Annotated in this window: 21 protein-coding genes; 9 read left to right on the forward strand and 12 right to left on the reverse strand. The window is 33.2% G+C overall.

Annotation, left to right across the window (positions count from 1 at the left end; genetic code table 11):
- Positions 1-130 precede the first annotated feature (130 nt).
- Positions 131-1,372, forward strand: a complete 1,242-nt coding sequence (locus P6733_RS11190; RefSeq protein WP_306352981.1) for a cation:proton antiporter — start codon at positions 131-133, stop codon at positions 1,370-1,372.
- A gap of 54 nt (positions 1,373-1,426) precedes the next feature.
- Here P6733_RS11190 and P6733_RS11195 read toward each other — a convergent pair whose 3' ends face one another.
- The 8 genes from P6733_RS11195 to P6733_RS11230 all read right to left on the reverse strand — a co-directional run bounded on the left by P6733_RS11195 (position 1,427) and on the right by P6733_RS11230 (position 8,979).
- Positions 1,427-2,395 carry a bile acid:sodium symporter family protein gene (locus tag P6733_RS11195; RefSeq protein ID WP_306352982.1) on the reverse strand — a complete coding sequence of 323 codons (969 nt, stop codon included), beginning with the start codon at positions 2,393-2,395 and terminating at the stop codon, positions 1,427-1,429.
- 12 nt (positions 2,396-2,407) lie between these two features.
- Positions 2,408-3,817, reverse strand: a complete 1,410-nt coding sequence (locus P6733_RS11200; RefSeq protein WP_306352983.1) for an FAD-binding oxidoreductase — start codon at positions 3,815-3,817, stop codon at positions 2,408-2,410.
- 29 nt (positions 3,818-3,846) lie between these two features.
- The gene (locus P6733_RS11205; RefSeq protein WP_306352984.1) at positions 3,847-4,491 is read right to left on the reverse strand and encodes a cysteine hydrolase family protein; all 645 of its coding nucleotides are present in this window, start codon (positions 4,489-4,491) and stop codon (positions 3,847-3,849) included.
- 4 nt (positions 4,492-4,495) lie between these two features.
- Entirely contained in the window at positions 4,496-4,936 is a 441-nt protein-coding gene (locus tag P6733_RS11210) for a DoxX family protein (protein ID WP_306352985.1), read from the reverse strand.
- A 24-nt stretch (positions 4,937-4,960) separates the two neighbouring features.
- Positions 4,961-5,491, reverse strand: a complete 531-nt coding sequence (locus P6733_RS11215) for a YceI family protein (RefSeq protein ID WP_306352986.1) — start codon at positions 5,489-5,491, stop codon at positions 4,961-4,963.
- 98 nt (positions 5,492-5,589) lie between these two features.
- Complete coding sequence (locus P6733_RS11220; RefSeq protein WP_306352987.1) at positions 5,590-6,801, reverse strand: MFS transporter; 1,212 nt, start codon at positions 6,799-6,801, stop codon at positions 5,590-5,592.
- 48 nt (positions 6,802-6,849) lie between these two features.
- Entirely contained in the window at positions 6,850-7,761 is a 912-nt protein-coding gene (locus P6733_RS11225) for an AEC family transporter (RefSeq protein ID WP_306352988.1), read from the reverse strand.
- Positions 7,762-7,773: 12 nt separating this feature from the next.
- Positions 7,774-8,979, reverse strand: coding sequence for a multidrug effflux MFS transporter (locus tag P6733_RS11230; RefSeq protein WP_306352989.1), 1,206 nt, complete (start codon positions 8,977-8,979; stop codon positions 7,774-7,776).
- A gap of 110 nt (positions 8,980-9,089) precedes the next feature.
- Between P6733_RS11230 and P6733_RS11235 the strand changes: the two genes are divergently transcribed.
- The 6 genes from P6733_RS11235 (at position 9,090) to P6733_RS11260 (ending at position 14,748) form a co-directional block, all read left to right on the forward strand.
- Positions 9,090-9,932, forward strand: a complete 843-nt coding sequence (locus tag P6733_RS11235) for an AraC family transcriptional regulator (RefSeq protein WP_306352990.1) — start codon at positions 9,090-9,092, stop codon at positions 9,930-9,932.
- Positions 9,933-9,996: 64 nt separating this feature from the next.
- A complete protein-coding gene (locus tag P6733_RS11240) occupies positions 9,997-10,404 on the forward strand; it encodes an RrF2 family transcriptional regulator (RefSeq protein ID WP_306352991.1) in 408 nt (135 codons plus the stop codon).
- 55 nt (positions 10,405-10,459) lie between these two features.
- Positions 10,460-11,113, forward strand: a complete 654-nt coding sequence (locus P6733_RS11245; protein ID WP_306352992.1) for an NAD(P)-dependent oxidoreductase — start codon at positions 10,460-10,462, stop codon at positions 11,111-11,113.
- 141 nt (positions 11,114-11,254) lie between these two features.
- Positions 11,255-12,346 carry a methylmalonyl Co-A mutase-associated GTPase MeaB gene (meaB, locus tag P6733_RS11250; RefSeq protein WP_306352993.1) on the forward strand — a complete coding sequence of 364 codons (1,092 nt, stop codon included), beginning with the start codon at positions 11,255-11,257 and terminating at the stop codon, positions 12,344-12,346.
- A 372-nt stretch (positions 12,347-12,718) separates the two neighbouring features.
- Positions 12,719-14,245, forward strand: coding sequence for a GMC family oxidoreductase (locus P6733_RS11255; RefSeq protein WP_306352994.1), 1,527 nt, complete (start codon positions 12,719-12,721; stop codon positions 14,243-14,245).
- A gap of 35 nt (positions 14,246-14,280) precedes the next feature.
- Positions 14,281-14,748 (forward strand): YybH family protein, encoded by a 468-nt coding sequence (locus P6733_RS11260; protein WP_306352995.1) that lies wholly within the window; start codon positions 14,281-14,283, stop codon positions 14,746-14,748.
- A 33-nt stretch (positions 14,749-14,781) separates the two neighbouring features.
- On the opposite strand, the gene P6733_RS11265 is transcribed toward P6733_RS11260, so the two are convergent.
- From P6733_RS11265 to P6733_RS11280, 4 genes are read right to left on the reverse strand one after another with little or no spacing between them, the layout of a single operon-like run.
- Positions 14,782-15,009: a hypothetical protein gene (locus P6733_RS11265; RefSeq protein ID WP_306352996.1), complete on the reverse strand. Its 228-nt coding sequence runs from the start codon at positions 15,007-15,009 to the stop codon at positions 14,782-14,784.
- A 24-nt stretch (positions 15,010-15,033) separates the two neighbouring features.
- The gene (locus tag P6733_RS11270; RefSeq protein WP_306352997.1) at positions 15,034-16,422 is read right to left on the reverse strand and encodes an MATE family efflux transporter; all 1,389 of its coding nucleotides are present in this window, start codon (positions 16,420-16,422) and stop codon (positions 15,034-15,036) included.
- A 60-nt stretch (positions 16,423-16,482) separates the two neighbouring features.
- The gene (locus P6733_RS11275; RefSeq protein ID WP_306352998.1) at positions 16,483-17,556 is read right to left on the reverse strand and encodes an alanine/ornithine racemase family PLP-dependent enzyme; all 1,074 of its coding nucleotides are present in this window, start codon (positions 17,554-17,556) and stop codon (positions 16,483-16,485) included.
- A 5-nt stretch (positions 17,557-17,561) separates the two neighbouring features.
- Entirely contained in the window at positions 17,562-18,005 is a 444-nt protein-coding gene (locus tag P6733_RS11280) for a GNAT family N-acetyltransferase (RefSeq protein WP_306352999.1), read from the reverse strand.
- Positions 18,006-18,222: 217 nt separating this feature from the next.
- Here P6733_RS11280 and P6733_RS11285 point away from each other — a divergent pair, with 217 nt between their 5' ends.
- Together P6733_RS11285 and P6733_RS11290 are read left to right on the forward strand one after the other, a co-directional pair.
- Positions 18,223-18,714, forward strand: a complete 492-nt coding sequence (locus tag P6733_RS11285) for a hypothetical protein (protein ID WP_306353000.1) — start codon at positions 18,223-18,225, stop codon at positions 18,712-18,714.
- Between the two features lie 79 nt (positions 18,715-18,793).
- On the forward strand, positions 18,794-19,264 hold the full coding sequence (locus tag P6733_RS11290; protein WP_306353001.1) for a GNAT family N-acetyltransferase: 471 nt from the start codon (positions 18,794-18,796) through the stop codon (positions 19,262-19,264).
- Positions 19,265-19,273 lie beyond the last annotated feature (9 nt).

The raw sequence follows: 19,273 nt of genomic DNA on the forward strand, positions 1-19,273 counted from the left end.
GCTTTCTTATAGCATCTTATTAAGTGCTATTTTTTTTATTAAAGCTTTCTTAATTTTTTCGCATTTTTTCTCTGCTTTTTTAACTTTGTCTGATTGACATTTGTTTTTTTGAAATTATAAAAATTGTTTTATGGAGTTATACTACTCATTCTCTGTACTTATCGTACTCGCTTCTTTTTTTTCTTATTTGAATATTCGTTTTCTAAAATTACCCTCTACTATTGGTGTAATGCTAATTGCTATGGCCTCTTCTATATTACTAGTTGTTGGTGGTAATATTTTCCCAAATACGTTAACCGATTTTTCAAAATTAATAGCCGAAGTTGATTTTACTGAAGTACTAATGGGTGCCATGCTTAATTTCTTATTATTTGCAGGAGCAATTCATATTAATCTTATTGATCTTCGAGAACAACGATTGCCTATTATTGTCTTTTCAACCGCCAGTGTAATTATTTCTACTTTCATTGTCGGGACAATATTATTCTATGTCTTTCCTTTTATCAATATAGAAGTACCCTTTATCTATTGTTTGTTATTTGGTTCCTTAATATCCCCAACTGACCCTATTGCTGTACTTGGCATCTTAAAACAAGCCAAAGTTCCTAAGTCCTTGGAAACAAAAGTTGCCGGTGAATCGCTCTTTAATGATGGTGTCGCTGTAGTGGTATTTGCCGTAATATTACAACTAGCTCAAGGGAGCAGCACGGATATTTCTTTAGGAAATATTTCCTGGCTGATTGTCAAAGAGGCTTTTGGTGGTTTCCTTTTAGGTATTTTACTAGGTTTGGGTGCATCCAATGCAATGCGTAAAATAGATGACTACAAAGGTTCTGTATTAATTACACTGTCGGTAGTGATGGGTGGTTATCTAATTGCGCATGCTATGCATATTTCTGGTCCTCTAACCATGGTTGCAGCAGGATTAATGATCGGTAATTATGGAAAAAAAACTGCTATGTCACCTATTACGAAAGATTATCTGAATAAATTCTGGGAATTAATCGATGAAATTCTAAATGCAATTTTATTCCTTTTTATTGGTTTCGAATTATTATTAATTCCAAACATTGGTAGTTACTGGCTGAGTGGTTTATTATGTATTATAATCGTATTGTTTTCAAGATTTTTATCCATTTGGTTACCAACTCTTATTATTCCTTTTAAAGAAAAATTCAATCGTGGAACTATTAAAATATTAGTTTGGGGAGGTTTACGTGGTGGTGTATCCATCGCTTTAGCCCTGTCTATTGAAGAAGGTCCAAACAAGCAGCTTATATTAGCTATTACTTATTTTGTGGTTGTCTTTTCAATTGTAGTACAAGGTCTTACCATTGGAAAGCTAGCCAATAAAGTATTACCAAAAGCATAATTAATTTCCGATATATTATATATAAAAAAAGCGTTCCCGTAAGGAACGCTTTTTTTATACTTCAACTTCTTTTGCTAATTTTCCAGCAATAATACTAATTACCAAAATCTGCATGGCATGATACAACATTAGCGGTAATAAAATAATTCCAATGGTTGCCGCATTAGTAAACAATACTTTTGACATTACAGTCCCATGTACTAATGATTTTTTTGATCCGCAGAAACTCGCCGTAATTCTATCTTCTCTATTAAATCCTAATCGTTTTGCAATCCAATTAATCAACCCATACACAACCCAAAATAAAACAGATACAATAATCAATAATATAAACATATCATACCATTGTAATGTTTTAAAGATTCCGGATATAAATGATTCAGCAAAGCTTTTATATACAATTAAGAGAATAATTGCCTTATCAAAGAAACTTAATTGGCTATTGTATTTCTGTGCCCATTTGCTTCCAAAGCGTTGTAATATTATCCCTAGAATAACCGGGATTATGATTTGAAAAATCAATTGTGTGTAAACCTTTTCAAAATTAAAATCGGCTTGTTGTTGTTCCAAAAAAGGCTTCATCCACAAAGGCGTTAACAGGATTCCTATAATACCTGATAAGCTTGCATTAAAGATTGCTGCTGGAATATTCCCTTTGGCAATAGAAACCATTACTACAGAAGATGATACCGTAGACGGTAATGCCGCTAAGAAGAACACGGCCAACCACATTGTGTGTTGCTCTTCATTCTTCATCAATGGATAAAACAGTAAAACTACCAGAGGAAAAATTATAAAGGTGGCAGACTGTACTAAGATATGTAATTTCCAATTTTTTAATCCGCTCTTTATCTTATCTGGGCTTAATTTTAATCCATAAAAAAAGAAAATTAAAGAGATTCCATATCCACTGATTGTATCTATAGGAAACCAACTATCATCTGCTCCAAAATTTGGAAATAAATAGGCTATACATACTGTTGCAATAATTGCTAGTACAAATTTATCTAACTTAAACTTCATGCTTATTCTACTCTATTTTTTATCTGGGAAAATCTTCCCTGGGTTTAATATTCCATTAGGATCAAAAAGGTTTTTAATTCCTCTCATCAGTTGTAATTGCGTTTCATTGAAAGCAATATCCATATAATTTTTCTGTACTAATCCTATTCCATGTTCTCCAGAAAGTGTTCCTTTTAAACTTACAGTCAATTCAAATATTTCCCGAATACCTTTTGGCACTTCCGTTTTCCATTCTTCATCTGTCATTGTACTTTTTATGATATTGACATGTAGATTTCCATCTCCAGCATGTCCATAACAAATGGATTTGAATCCGTATTTATTTCCAATCGTTTTAATTCCTTCTAATAATTGGGGTAATTCATATCTTGGAACTACCGTATCTTCTTCTTTATATACTGAATTGGATTTGACTGCTTCTGCCACATTTCTTCTTAATTTCCAAAGGGCATTCTTTTGGTCAGCTGTATCAGCAAATAAAATCTCATCGCATTCAAAATTCTCCATAATTTGGCTTATTTTTTCTGCTTCTGCAAAAAGTATATCTAAATCATTTCCATCAACTTCTATTAGTAAGTGGGCTTGGATTTCTTCTTTAATTGGAATACTAATTCCATCAATAAATTTCAATGTCCAATCAATTGCATCGCGCTCCATGAACTCTAATGCTGATGGGGTAATTCCTGCTCTAAAAACCGCAGAAACTGCTTCACAGGCTTTATATGACGAATAAAATGGCACTAACATCAATACATTCTGTGTAGGATAAGGCGCTAACTTCATTACAATTTTTGTAATCACTCCCAAAGTTCCTTCACTACCCACCATTAGTTGGGTTAAATTATATCCAGTTGAATTTTTCAAGGTATTGGCACCCGTCCAAATTATTTCACCTGTTGGTAAAACTACTTCCAAATTCAATACATAATCTTTTGTAACACCATATTTTACAGCACGGGCACCTCCTGCATTTTCAGCTACATTTCCTCCAATAAAACAAGATCCTCGACTACTCGGATCGGGTGGATAAAATAAGCTTTTCTCCATAACGGTTTCCTGTAATACTTGTGTTACTACACCTGGTTCTACCGTTACTTGAAGGTTTTTTTCATCAATATCCAAAATTTCATTAAATCTTTCCATCGACAATCCTATTCCTCCAAAGATACTTAAAGCTCCTCCACTCAAGCCTGTTCTAGCTCCAATAGGAATCACCGGAATATTATGTTGATTAGCAAGGATTAATACTTTTGATATTTCTTGTGCTGTTCTTGGCTTTATGACCACATGGGGTGGAAAAGAATAGTCTTCAGTTTCATCGTGTCCATATTTTTTTCGAGTTTCCTCGTCTGTAAAAAGAAATGATTGCCCTACAATTTCTTGAAGTTGAGCAATCATTTCTGGAGCTATAGTAGCATTCATCTAAGCTATATTTTAGTATATATTAATCTTTATTCGTAAGCTTTACCTTCTAATTTCACTTCTGTATTCTCCTTTATTGTTTGAATAAAATCGGAGTGTTGCATCGGTTGACTAAACATAGGGAAATCTTTTTCCAAAGCATTGTCATGTTCCTCCTGACTTAAAGTTGCACAGCAATCGGTAAGTGTAATTACATTATACCCTTTTTCATAGGCCGTACGCATCGTTGATTCTACACAACAGTTCGTCAAAAAACCAGCTAGCATAATGTTTTTAATCCCCATACTTCTCAATATGAAATCCAAATTTGTACTGGCAAAGCCACACAATCCTCTTTTTCCTTCAATAACAATATCTGTATCATGAGGTTTTAATACTCCTACAATTTCGGATCCCCACTTATTTTTTTTGAAGGCTCCATTATCTACTACTCCTTTCAGAATCCCATAAGGATTTGGAGTTAGTTCATGATAATCTTCTGTAAAAGAAATAGGAACGTGTACAATATGAATCCCTGCTCTTCGGGCTTCTCTAACTGTTTTCACTGTATTTTCCAACATATTATTTGCTTCCATAACTGCTTTTACAGCTGGATAGAATACTCCTCCTTCTGAGGTAAAATCATGTTGAAATTCAATTAGAACGAGTGCTGATTCTTTTGGTTTAAGTTTCATATGATTATAAGTTATAATGATGTCTTGGATTCATTTTTCTGGATATAAAGTGATCTATAGAATATTTCCCTCCTCCAGTAACTAATAATAAAAGGTAGGCCAATAAATAGTGTCCTCCCAGTTCTTGTTTTTCAAACCCATCTGCGCTATGTATAACAAATACAGCAATAATCATTGTGATAATTAATGGAATTACTACCAGTCTTGTTCCTAAACCAATTAATAACAATACAGAACATATCACTTCGGCAAAAATAGCCAATGCTAATGAAAATGTATCTCCTACTCCTAATGGGTCTGGAAAAACAATGGGCTCTCCTGACATCCATAAATTTAGTTTTCCAAGCCCATGAGTCAACATAAATAGCGCTATCGTCACTCGAACAACTAAGATCATAATATTGTAAAAATATTTGTTCGGCGCTGTTTTAAATAATCTTTTCATCTTTTAAATATTAAGCTTATTCTATTATGCTTGCTTCACAAACTGTAAATGTGCAATCACTTTTACTTTTTCACTAACAGTCAATCCCCCACCTTCAATAACAGCATTCCAATTCAGTCCAAAATCTTTACGATTAAGTGTTCCGGTCACTTCTAATCCTGCTTTTACATTTCCGTATCCATCTTTTGCTATTCCTCCAAATTCTCCTTCTAGTTCAATTGATTTTGTAACATCTCTAATCGTAAAATCTGCTACAATCTTAAGGTCTTCTCCTTTTTGTTTTACTGAACTTGTTTTAATATTCAATACAGGAAATTTTGCCGTATCAAAAAAATCAGGTGAATTTAAATGCCCATCTCTCTGTTCATTATTTGTATCAACACTTTTTGTTTCAATTGAAACCTTTATTTCTGCCTGATCAAAGGAATCACCATCGGTTACTGCTTCACCAGTAAAATGCTGGAAAGATCCTGTTACAGTAGATATTACTAAATGTTTAACTTTAAATTGAATTTCTGAATGTGCTGGATCAATAGTCCATTTTGTACTTGACATATATTGGGGTTTAATAGTTAATAGACTATAAATTTAACTAAAATGTCCCAATAAATGACTGCATTATTTCTTAAACTACTGTTATATATGCTTTCTGCTTAGGCTTTTTTCTTTTTCAAATTTGGTAAGAATACTGCTATAATACCTATTAATGGTAGGAATGCACACAAATGATATACATATTCAATGCTTGTTTTATCGGCCAAATATCCTAATAAAGCTGATCCAAGACCTCCCATACCAAAAGCGAATCCAAAAAATAGCCCTGAAACCATTCCTACTTTCTTTGGTAATAACTCTTGTGCATATACAAGTATCGCTGAGAATGCCGAGGCAATAATTACCCCGATAATTACTGATAGTATACCTGTCCAAAATAAATTAGCATAAGGTAACATTAATGTAAAAGGTGCTGCTCCAAGAATGGAGAACCAAATAATGTATTTTCTACCAAATTTATCTCCTAATGGGCCACCAATTAATGTTCCTGCTGCTACTGCTCCCAAAAACAGGAATAAATGGAACTGCGCGTCTTGTACTGACAATCCAAATTTCTCAATTAAGTAAAAAGTAAAATAGCTAGACATACTGGCCATGTAGAAATATTTTGAAAAAATCAGAACTAATAAGATTACTATAGACCAAACGATTTGAGATTTTGACAAATCTGGTAATTCAATTGCTTTCTTTTCGGCTTTAAGTCTTAAATGATTTTGATACCATACTGCTACTATACTTAAAATACATAGAGCAATAATGGAAACAATAATAAACCATAGAATATGTCTTTGTCCATGTGGTACAACAATCCAAGCAACTAATAAGGGGCCAATTGCACTTCCTGCATTACCTCCTAACTGAAAGATCGATTGTGCTAAACCTCTTTTTCCTCCTGAAGCTAAATAGGAAACACGGGATGATTCTGGATGAAAAATTGAAGATCCAATTCCTACCAAAATTACGGAAACCAATATCATATGGAAATTTGCCGCAAAGGATAATACAACAATTCCTCCTGTGGTAAATATCATTCCTATTATCTGCGAAAAAGGTTGTGGTTTTTTATCGGTATAAATCCCCACAAATGGTTGTAGGATTGAAGCTGCCATTTGATAGGCAAACGTAATCATACCAATTTGAGTAAAGGTTAGATTGTAGGATTCTTTAATTATTGGATAAACCGAAGGAATAATAGATTGCAGCATGTCGTTCATTAGATGTGCAAATGCTATTGAGAACAGTATCGAATATACCGTTTTTTGTACTACTGGATTCTGTGCTGTAGCACTAATTGTAGATTCTTCTTTCATTGAATTACTTTAATTTATTTTGTGTATTGATGATTCTTTTAATTATTGTTATATATACCGCACAATACTATACCAGAAGGCTAGTGTAATGAAGGATATTGGAATTCCAAAACCAATCATCATACTACTTAATCTCGGCTTAAGCCCGTAGGATGCTGATACTATTGCTGCTGTAATCATAGGTGCCATTGCGGCTTCTATAATCGATATTTGTATTGGAATACCTTTTGCTTCAAAGACTTTAACGTATAGCAGATAAATTAGGGCAGGCAATAACATTAATTTATAACCTAGTCCTAAAAATAGAAATTGCCAATGTTTGCTTTTTCTTTCTACTCTCAGTTGAAGCCCCACAGAGATTAATGCCAATGGTGTGACAGTGCTTCCTAATTTTTGAAATACGGATTGAAAGGTATCTATAAAGTGTAAATCCATCAGATTCATAATGGATGCCAATAGGAATGCTACGAATGGCGGAAATAAAAAAACTTTTTTCAGAATATCAGAAAAATTAGGCTTGCCTTTGGAATAGATTGCGGCAGTTGCAATTCCTAATGTGGATAGAATCACAAACGTTCCCGGTTGGTCTATAATAATGGCCGTTTTTATTCCTTCTTTTCCATATAAGGCTTCAATAACTGGAAATCCTACAAAGGCAGTATTTCCTAATCCAGCTGTCAAAATCAAACAGCCTATTAGTTTTCTGGACCATCCAAAACATTTTCCCAGTATATTAAAAAAGATAAATGATCCTACAAATGTAATCCAGGCGACTGCTAATGGAAATAACAGACTTTGATCTACTTTGATTTCTGGAATAAAATAAAAAGCTATGGCAGGTAACGAAATACAAATCACAAATTGATTCAGTACATGATAACTATTGGTTGGAAATGATTTTACTTTTTGCAAAACCAAACCAATAGCTAAACAGAGGAAGATCAATAGTAGATTGTCCATTTTTATTTTTACTTATATATTTTGAAATTTTAATACTTTCTGTCTCAGATGAAAGAAACTGATGGTCATAAAGCTGATTGCTCCACATAGAAACATGCAGAATACCATTGGGAACATCGTTTCATCATGTAAGAAGCTTACTAATCCTGAAATGGTTGCACTACATAGCATCTGTAAAAACCCTAGTAATGCTGATGCACTTCCTGCATTCTTCGTAAATGGTGCTAAGGCCAAGGCAGTAGCATTAGGAACAAACATTCCTAAGCAGAGTAAAAAACAGAATAGTAATACTATTAATATCTTTTTATCAAGCATTTCAAGATGATATAAACTCAACAATATTAACGCGATACAACATAATAATACAGAAACTGTTGCAGCAACTTGAACCGTATTCCATTTCATTAACAACAATCTATTTATTTGCGATCCTATAATTAAACCACAGGCATTGGCTCCAAAAATCCAACTGTATTCTGTTTCTGTGCTATTGAAATATTTCATAAAAACAAATGGTGATCCACTAATATAGGCAAACATTCCTGCCATAGCAATTCCTCCTGCTAGGGCATAAAATAGAAATGATTTATCTTCTAATACTGTTTTATACTCCTGTAGTACATTCTGAAATGACAAGGACTTACTGGTATCGGGTTGTTTACTCTCGGGTAGGAAAAAATATACTGCTGCAATAAGTAATAAACTGAATCCTGTAAGGAAATAAAATATTGTACGCCATGTTGAAACGCTCAAAACCCATCCTCCAATGGTAGGCGCTAGTACAGGTGCTACTCCAACAATCAGCATTAGAATTGAAAATATTTTTGCAATCTCTGTTACTGGAAATAAATCTCTTACTATTGCCCTACTTACTACCATACCAACACATCCACCTAATGCCAATACTACACGCATACCAATCAACCAATTTATGGATGGGGATAATGCACAACCTATTGAAGCTAAAAGAAAGATTGATAATCCGAAAAGTAATGGTTTTTTTCGTCCGTATTTATCGGTAATTGGTCCATAAAAAAGTTGACCAATACTAATTCCTATAAAATAAGCTGTCAAAGACAGTCCTACTTGGGAGATATCGGTATTCAAACTTTTAGAAATTGATGGAAAAGCAGGGAGATACATATCTATGCTAAAAGGAGCCAATGCTGATAAACCACCTAAAATAAAGAGAATTGTATATTTTTGTTTTATTGACATTATAAAGCTTTTTTGCTGATGCAAATTTAGAACGGATACAATCAACTATATTTGTACTATTCTATCAGATACTTGTACAAAACGATTAAGAAATATTCCTGTTATTTCCTATGAAAAGATTTATTCAATTTGAGCCTCTTAAACTACTGTCTTTTGAGACTGATCAATGGGTTTTACCCGTTCATAATCATAACTATTATGAAATCATTTATATAAATAAAGGAACTGGCTTTCATAATTTGAATAATCAATCTGAAGATTATGAGCCCGGAAATTTATATTTACTAGGACCAAAAGACTTTCATGAATTCAATATTACGACTAAGACTCATTTTATCTATTTAAAATTTACACCTCAATACTTCAAAAATTTCACTCGTAAAGAAAATTACAATGAATGGAGTAAAGAAATGGATCATTTACTGAATAATATCCAACAAATAAATGGGAATTTAATTCAGGGAAAAGAGGATTTGACGTTACTTTCTACCTTAATTCATCAAATCTTAATTCAACATGAAAAACATGATGTATATAGTCAAACTTTAGTCTATCAAATGATTGAAATATTGTTGACATTGGTTAAAAAAAATGTACTTAATCTTTCTCCTCATCAACCTTACGAGACTAAAAATGCTTACGATATGGAGGATTTATTATATTATATCGAGAAGAATATCCAATTGCCCGAACAGCTTACGTTAAAAAAAATGGCAGATGAGTTTTTCTATTCTCCTAATTATCTTGGTATCTTATTCAAGAATAAAATGAATATTACGCTACGGGATTATATTGCTCAATATAAAATAAATGCCATCAAACAGCGGCTTTTGCATAGCAATGTCTCTTTAAAAACGATTGCTAATGAATTCGGTTTTGTAGATGAAAGTCATCTCAACAAATACTATAAGAAACACCAAGGCGTGAACCCTTCATCCCTAAAGAATAGTTAAATTTTAAAAAAGTGTTTGTCCATCTAAGTTTTTACTATAATTTTGTAACATAATTTATTACAGTATGATTTCAGGAAAATTTGCTATATCGACCCACATCCTTACTTTACTAGCGCAAACTCCAAACGAATATTTGGCATCAGATTATATTGCGGGTAGCTTAAACATTCATCCTGTATTAGTACGAAAAGAGATAAGTAATCTTAAAAAAAATCATCTAGTTGAAAGTAAGGAAGGGAAAAATGGAGGAACAAAATTGATAAAATCTGCAAAAGATATTACCTTAGAAGATATTTTTAAAATAACTTTTGACAAAGTTACTTTGGGTTATTCAAAAAATGAACCTAACCCGGCTTGCCCAGTTGGTAAACAAATAAACAATAACCTTGATCATTTGTATGATGATATTAATCAAAGTATTAGTACACATTTAAAGAACATCAGTCTTGCAGAATTTGTAGAAAAATTTTAATCTATTTTTTTACTCTAAACTGTAACAATTTTTATTATATAAAAACTTATTATTTATGAAAGTAGCAATTATTGGAGCAACAGGATTTGTAGGCTCAAACATTTTAAACGAATTGATTTCAAGAAATCATGACATTACTGCCATCGCAAGAAATCCAGAAGCGACAAAAACTCAAAACAGTCAAGTAAAATGGGTTAAAGCAGACGTATTGCAAGTAGAAGAATTAAGTAAAGTATTAGCCGGTAATGATGTCGTGATTAGCGCCTTTAATGCGGGATGGACTAACCCTAACTTATACAATGACTTTCTTGCTGGTTCAAGAGCAATTCAATCTGCTGTAAAAAAAGCAGGTGTAAAACGATTCATCACTATTGGTGGTGCAGGAAGCTTATTTGCAGCTCCAAATTTACAGTTTGTAGATACTCCAGAATTTCCCGCAGAATATAAAGCAGGTGCTACAGCTGCTCGTGATTATTTGAATGAAATTAAAAATGAAAAAGAAATTGATTGGGTATTCTTTAGTCCTGCATTAGAAATGCATCCTGGTATTTCGACTGGTAGAACTGGTCAATACAGAGTAGGTCTTGATACGCCAGTATTTGATGCTGATAACAGAAGTATTTTATCTGGTGAAGATTTAGCTGTAGTAATTGTTGATGAAGCAGAACAGGCGAATCATCATCATCAACGTTTTACAGCAGCTTATTAATTTACTATACTGGCAGCTTAAAGCTGATAATTCATATTGTCTAGCCCTGAATGTTCAGTGTTTCATATTTAATTCTTAATTTTGAGTTGAAAATGGAACACTGGACATTTTTATTTAATTTTACATTTCTAAACTAATCGTGTGACAAACTCTAAATTCAATAAAAGTGCTTTGCATGAAAAAGATGGTATTTCACGTCCTGAAATAGTCAGTGAATCTTCCGCTACGCAAATAAAAAAACTGCGAAATAAACAACCTTCAGCAGAACAACTTATTGAAGCAATTTTACAAGGAGATAAAACGGCTTTAAGCAGAGCAATCACATTAGTTGAAAGCACAAATCCAACGCACTTAGAAAAAGCTAATCAGGTTATCAAAGCTTGTCTTCCATATGCCAGCAAATCATTAAGAATTGGTATAACGGGAGTTCCAGGTGTTGGTAAAAGTACTTTCATTGAAGCCTTTGGAAAATATCTTACTGGTTTAGGGAAAAAAGTAGCTGTACTGGCTGTAGATCCTAGTAGTACTATTTCACATGGAAGTATTTTAGGGGATAAAACCCGAATGGAAGAATTAGTCAAAGATGAAAATGCTTACATTCGTCCATCTGCTTCTGGCGAAACCCTTGGAGGTGTTACTCGAAAAACGCGTGAAACAATAACTTTATGTGAAGCTTGTGGTTTTGATATGATTATTATTGAAACGGTAGGAGTTGGACAAAGTGAAACTGCCGTTCATAGCATGGTTGATTTTTTTCTCCTTTTAAAACTTGCTGGAGCAGGTGACGAATTACAAGGTATAAAAAGAGGAATCATGGAAATGGCCGATGCGATAGTAATCAATAAAGCAGATGGTGATAATATAAAAAAGGCACGGTTTGCTAAAACTGAATTCAATAGAGCTTTGCATCTTTTCCCCGCAAAAAAATCAGGTTGGAATCCTAGAACCTCAACGTGTAGTTCAATAACACATGATGGAATTGATGAAATTTGGGGTATCATTCAGGATTTTGTCCAATTAACGAAAGAGAATCATTATTTTGATCAAAAAAGAAAAGAGCAAAATCAATATTGGCTTGTCGAAACAATTAATGAACAGCTCAAATTACATTTCTATAATCACCCTGAAGTACTGAGTTTATTGGATTCACAAAAAAAAGCGGTACAAAACGATGAAATATCACCCTTTTCTGCCGCTAATCTTTTACTAGATAAGTATTTTAAATCCATATAAAAGTATAAAATATATTTTTCAATAGTCTCATAAAATTTAACTTTTTATGAACACAACATCAAGTCTATAGATTAATCTATCTATACTGCCATCCTTATCTTACAATAATCTCAATATTTATTTTGAAAGTGGATTCATTTTGGTTCAATTTGACCTCTCTACTCTATAAATTGATCAATTTGTTACCATAATGGTATTTCTTACCGACTTATTGGTCTTTCCTAAGACAGTCTTATTTCTTAATTTTACATATAACTTATTGGATACAAAGATAATACAAATAAAACCCTTAATTCTGAAGTCATTTTAAAGCCAGAATTTTGAAACTATTTTACCTCAACAAATCTTCTACTCAATATCAATACAAAAATTATGAAAGAGAATATTCAATCTACCTATGATATTATCATAGTTGGTGGTGGCTCTGGTGGAGCTGTTATGGCTAGTCGACTAAGTGAAGAAAGTGCTAAGTCTATTTTATTAATTGAGGCTGGTAAAAACCATGTACCAAATGCATATCCAGATCACCTTGCTTTAGCAAAAAATGTAGGTGGGGACAGTAATTCTATATGGGAACTTCCAAAAGAGATTAATTCTGAAACTCCTACAAAAGGTTTGTTTAGAGCTAAAGTACTTGGTGGTGGATCGACTATAAATGCAGCTGCATTTATGCATGCGCCAGAATCTGATTTTGATCGTTGGACTAAAAATGGATTAATCGGATGGGAATTTGCACAGGTTCTACCGTATTACAAAAAATCTGAAAATGCTAATTTTGGTGATGATCAGTGGCATGGACGAAGTGGCCCAATCCCAGTGCGTGTTCTTGAAAAAGATGAAGTTACAAAAACTGCTCAAGATTTTGTAACAGCAGCGATAAATGCGGGGATTCCTTATCAAGAAGATTTAAACATCCCTTTCCCTAAAGGAGTAGGAATGTATTCTGTTAATATAAAAGATGGTGTTCGTATTAATACTGGAATTGCATATCTATCAGAAAAGGTCCGTAAACGTCCAAATTTACATATCATAGGAAATACTACTGTTGACAAAGTCATCATTGAAAATGGAAATACAACAGGTGTTCTTTTAGATAATGGTCAAAGTATACATGCTAACAATGTAATCGTATCTGCTGGAACTATTGGTACAGGAGGTATTTTACTTCGTTCTGGCATTGGTCCAAAAAAACAACTTGAAGCACTCAAAATTCCAGTAATTGCAGACCTACCCGTAGGTCAATTTGTAATGGATCAACCACAAATTTATCTGCAAGTCAATATTAATGGTGATGGAGCAACTTCGCCTCCTATTGGAGGAAATGTTTGGCTACAATCAAGTCTTGCGGAAGGTAATGAGCTTGATTACTATCTAGGATTTAATCATTTTGCCGATGTATCTAAATCTCCTACTGGAAAAGCATTTGGTATTATTGCTTGTGGATGCCGTCCGATTTCAAAAGGAAAATTACAACTTGATCCAGATAACATTTTAGGTTCTCCAAGGGTAAGTTTAAATCTTCTTTCTGACGAAAAAGAATTAGAAATTCTAATGGAAAGTATTCATCAGGTTAAAAAGATACTGGGACAAGAACCGATTAAGAATCAAGTTGTATCGGTAATGTTTAGTGATGGCAGTATACTTCCTTCTAATATTGAAGAGCTCAAAGCATTAATTCGCAAAAATGTCGAATCCTGTTTACACATCACTTCATCTGCTCCAATGGGTGAAAAAAATAATCCCATGGCTGTGGTCAATAAAAAAGGAAGTGTACACGGTATAAATGGATTGCACGTAGCTGATGCTTCAATATTCCCAGATGTTCCCTCTGTAGCTACAAATCCTACTGTAATTATGGCAGCCGAATATATTGCCGATCAAATTAAAAAAGAATATTAAAAATAAACTCAATAAATAATTTAAAATAGAATATCATGGATTATAAAATTTTAAAAGAAGCAAATTTTGCTTTAACACCTGAAGTACAAGAAGCAATACAATTTGTTTCAACATACAATAGTTATCTAAAAAAAGGTTCTTTACCTGAACTTATGAGTGTATTTACCGAGGATTCAGTTTTGGTTCCTGAGAATCAAAAAGCGATTAGCGGTCTTAAAAATATAGAAGCTGTATACGGTGAACTCGTAAAAGTTATTCGATTTAATGAGGGTAATCTCTTTAATATTATTGATGCCTACACCGTTGGTGATTTAGCTTATGTAAGATCTCAAGAATCTACTGGTTCTGTTACCGAGATTGAATCTGGAAAAACTACCGCTCCTAAATTTAGAGAATTCTGGTTACTAAAAAGAAATAAAGAAGGAAAATGGAAAATTGCAACCTATTTATACGGATTAGCTCCACAAAAAGACACTGATCTTGCTGATGCAGTAGTTTGGTAAAAAAAAAGGGCAATCAATATGATTGCCCTTTTTTTATTCTTCGTAACGTAGCATTTCTCTATCGTAGAATGCATTGGCTTCAGTAATTAATTTCTCCATTTCAGACTCTAACTCATCTTCTTCTGTTTCATCTAATTCTTCCAAAAATTCTACCTCATCATCTGCTAGATTGATTATAAATCTTGGGTAATCAAGGTGAATGATAAAAATATCATCTGGATGATCCGTATTGTCTCCTAATACAAATTTTGGTAATTCCATATCGTTGTTTAATTCGTTTGTTTATTATGCTTCAATCTCTATTTTGTTTTCAATTAATTTTTTTGTCAAAAAATTAAAGCGAATATACAAAAATATTGCCGCAGCTGTTAATCCTGCTAAAAGTCCAATCCAAATTCCTGTTGCTTTTAGTTCTGTATATTTCCCTAAATAAAATGAAATAGGAAATCCAATAATCCAATAGGCAACGAATGTTATTAAAGTAGGCATTTTAACATCCTGTAATCCTCTCAATGCACCTAATACAACTACCTGAATACCATCGGATAATTGAAAGATAGCTGCAACTAGTAATAACTGTGAGGCGATACGAATTACTTCTTCATTGTCCTGTATTAAATCTATATTCTCCATATTCAAAAAGAAGTGTGGTAAATACTGATGGAATGAAATAAATATTATCGCAAAAACGGTTTCTATTACAAGTGCCAAAAGGAAAATAGATCGCGCTACGGTTCTTAATTTGACAAAATCTTTCAATCCTTTTTGATTTCCTACGCGTATCATAGAAGTTACACTCAATCCCATAGCAAACATAAAAGTCATTGAGGCATAGCTCAATGCAATCTGATTGGCGGCTTGGCTGGATTTACCTAAAGATCCTGACAACCATATCGCTGCTGTAAATAAAGCTACTTCAAAGAACATCTGCATTGAGGATGGAATACCGAGGCCTACGATCTTCCTAAGCATTTCCTTTTTAATTTGGCTAAAGCTGAAATTCTTAAAATAGATTTTTAGTTTTTCATTTCTAGATAAAATATAATGCATGTATATAACCATAGAAACTCTAGAAATTACAGTTCCTAATGCCGCTCCAATGATTCCCATTTTTGGGAATATCCATATCCCATAAATCAAACAGTAGTTCAATCCAATGTGGATTACATTGGAAAATATTACGGCATACATGGAGTATTTAGTTTGAGAAAGTCCATCGGCAAATTGTTTATATCCTTGAAATATAACCATCAGTATTAGTGAAAAGGCAACCCAGTCAATATAAGGGGAAGCTAAATCGATTACCTCTTGTGGCTGATCCATTAAATACATTAATGGTTTTGAGAGGAAAACAAACAAGAATAGTAAAATCCCTAATATGGTGCAAAGTAACAAACCATGATGAAAAGCAGCTCTTACTTTATCAGTATCTTTTTCGGCATCGCCTTGTGCTACAATTGGAGTAATCGCTGTAGAAAAACCTATTCCCACAGACATTGCAATAAAGATTAAACTATTCCCTAATGAAACTGCTGCCAGTTCTGTCGTTCCTAGTTTTCCCACCATGATATTATCAACTACTCCAATTAATGTGTGCCCCAACATTCCTAAAATTACAGGATATGCAAGTTTTAAATTATAGGAGAATTCCTTAGTATATTGCGCTAAACTCACTTTTTAAAAAATTTAGCTGCAAAGGTAGCTATTCGTCTTGGTTAAAATGGTCCCTATAGATTAATTAATAATTTTCTTTTCTATGTATTTCGAATTCATAATTCGTACAATTCCCATATAATCCATAGTAAATTCAATCAGCCCACCTACTTTGTACTTTTGATCATTATCGCCTAGATCTAAAACAACCATATCTGAAGTTGCTCCTGCATATTTAATACGTTTATCGGTAGGATTAAAATGTTCGATATCGATATCCAATAATCCTAAGTCAATGATCGCTCTATAGGTTGATTTCCCTATATTATCTTCATCAAATGTATAGGTGTTACCTTCCATATTCTTCCCTAATTCTCCCGAAGGAACCAAAGGTTTTTCATAGAGTTCAATAATTTCTGCATAGAGCTTAAACACATCATTCTCCATGGATTTATACGGTTTATTATTATATGGATCGGTACCCATGAATAGGGTCTCTCCTACTCGGAAATGATTAATACCTTTGGGTAATAGATTCTGATAAATCAATGGAATCGTTACAGATGATCCTCCGGATATGTACGGAATCTCAACATTAAACTTCGCTTCTACCAATTGTTTATACAAACTTAATTGGATGAGCTTATCGTTATTGGGTAATATCCCATACAAACATGAAAGGTTTGTTCCCAATCCTTCTACTTTTATATTTTTCATTTGGAATACTGAGGAATAAAAGGCAACAAAGTCTTCTCGCATTACACCTTCTCTCAATTCTCCTAAATCAATCATAATAATGATACGATGCACTTTACCTTGTTTCTGTGCTTCTTCCGAAAGCATTTTGATGGTATTAAAATCGGTATTCATACTTACATCTGCATATTGTACGACTTCTTTAATTACCCCTTTTGCAGGTGGTTTAATATAAATAGTTTCTGCATTTGCATCTAGTGTCTTGATCGTTTTCAGATTTGAAATACGGGAATCCGAGTATTGCTTAATCCCCAAATTGAGTAATTCCTCTAAATACTTTTTATTTCCACATAAAATTTTAGTCACAATAGACCATTCTATTTTTTGTTCACTAAAAAAAGTCTTTAAGAAATTGAAATTGTTTTTTAATTTGTTTTTATCTAATGTTATAAATGCCATTTTTTTTATTTTATATATCTCATTTCAAGATACTTATTTGTAAATCCTAGCTTTTCATATAATTTGATTGCTGGATTATTCGGTTCAACATGTAATGCAATATTTCCTTGTGAAACATCCATTGCTTTCTGCATCAATGCTTTACCAATCCCTTTCCCTCGATAGGCTTCATCAGTAGCAATATAAACTAGAATATTTTCAGGAATATAATCTTTCATTCCCGTTTCATTTACTACTACTGCACCTACTATTTTATCTTCAATGGTTGCTACCAGAACAAATCCACCTGCGGTAGTATTGGTTACATTTAAAGAATAGTCAATTGCCTTATTAATCTCATTTTGAGGATCACCGTATTCTTGAAGACTCCGATGCAAAAAAGTGACTACCTCTTTTTGTAAATCTTTAGGCATCTGTTTTTGTTGCGTGTACTCTTGAATAGTTGTCATTTTAATTTAATTTTGATTACTAATTAGGGACAATATAACCTCAGAGAAGCTGATTCCAAATTTCCGGCGTTAAACTATGTTAAAACGTTCTTAGGGGCTTTTATATGGATAAAAAAAATATTTGCCTTTCTACACAATAATTTTTTTAGTACTAAAAAATAAAAGTGGTCAGGTTTTTGTAAAGTAGACTTTTGGACAACATTAAATCTATTTTAAAATGACAAGTACAAGAAAAATTACCGGTTTATTATTATTAGCTTTTTCAATCTTTTTTACAGCTAATGTAAAAGCGCAAGATTACGAAAAAGGATTCCGTTTAGGATTCGGTGCGAATGTAGGTGCAACAACATCAGATGATTTTAGCGTAGGTTTAGGAATTGATGGTAGAGTTCAATATGACCTAACTAAAAAAATGTCGTTAATTGGAACTACAGGTTATACTCATTTGTTTGGAAAAAAAGACACTCCCGATTTAGGTTTTATTCCAGCTAAAGTAGGTTTTAAAACATTCTTTGGAGACCGTTTCTATGGATTTGGTGAAGTGGGTGCCGGTATCGGTGTAACGAACACAAACCAAACTACATTCTTATGGGCGCCAGGTCTTGGTTTTGCGACGAAATACATTGACATCAGTGTACGTTACGAAGACTATGGGAAATTTGATGCAGGCCAAGTGGCATTGCGTCTAGCATATGGATTTAAATTATAATTTTTAATACTTCCCAAAAAAAGGTTGTCTGAAAAGACAGCCTTTTTTTATATCTTGCCCCTTCAAAAAAATCGTTATAATGTTTACGCTCCGAAAGGCTGAAGTCTCCGATATCCCTCAATTATTTGCTCTATTTATAGCAACTACAAGCCATGTCAATATTCGTGATTATACTCCTCAACAAATTCAGGCTTGGCAGCAAAAAGCCAATTTAGCCCGTTGGGAAGAACTATATCATAGTGACCTTGATTTTATCATTGCCGAGAATGAGCATCATGAAATGGTCGGATTTACTTCTATTAATGCAAAAGGATATTTACACTCTATGTATGTTCATTATAATTTCCAACGTAGAGGCCTTGCTTCGCTTTTGTTGGCAGAAGCAGAACAATATGCCAAACAGCATAATATAACCGCTATAACGTCTGATATTAGCCTTACAGCAAGACCTTTCTTTGATCGTGCAGGTTATACCGTCATCAAAGAGCAACAGGTTCAGATAGGTGATGTGATGCTGACAAATTTTTTAATGAGAAAAGAAATTCAATAATCGCTTTTC

Source organism: Flavobacterium aerium, assembly GCF_030766725.1.
Classification (GTDB): Bacteria; Bacteroidota; Bacteroidia; order Flavobacteriales; family Flavobacteriaceae; genus Flavobacterium; species Flavobacterium aerium.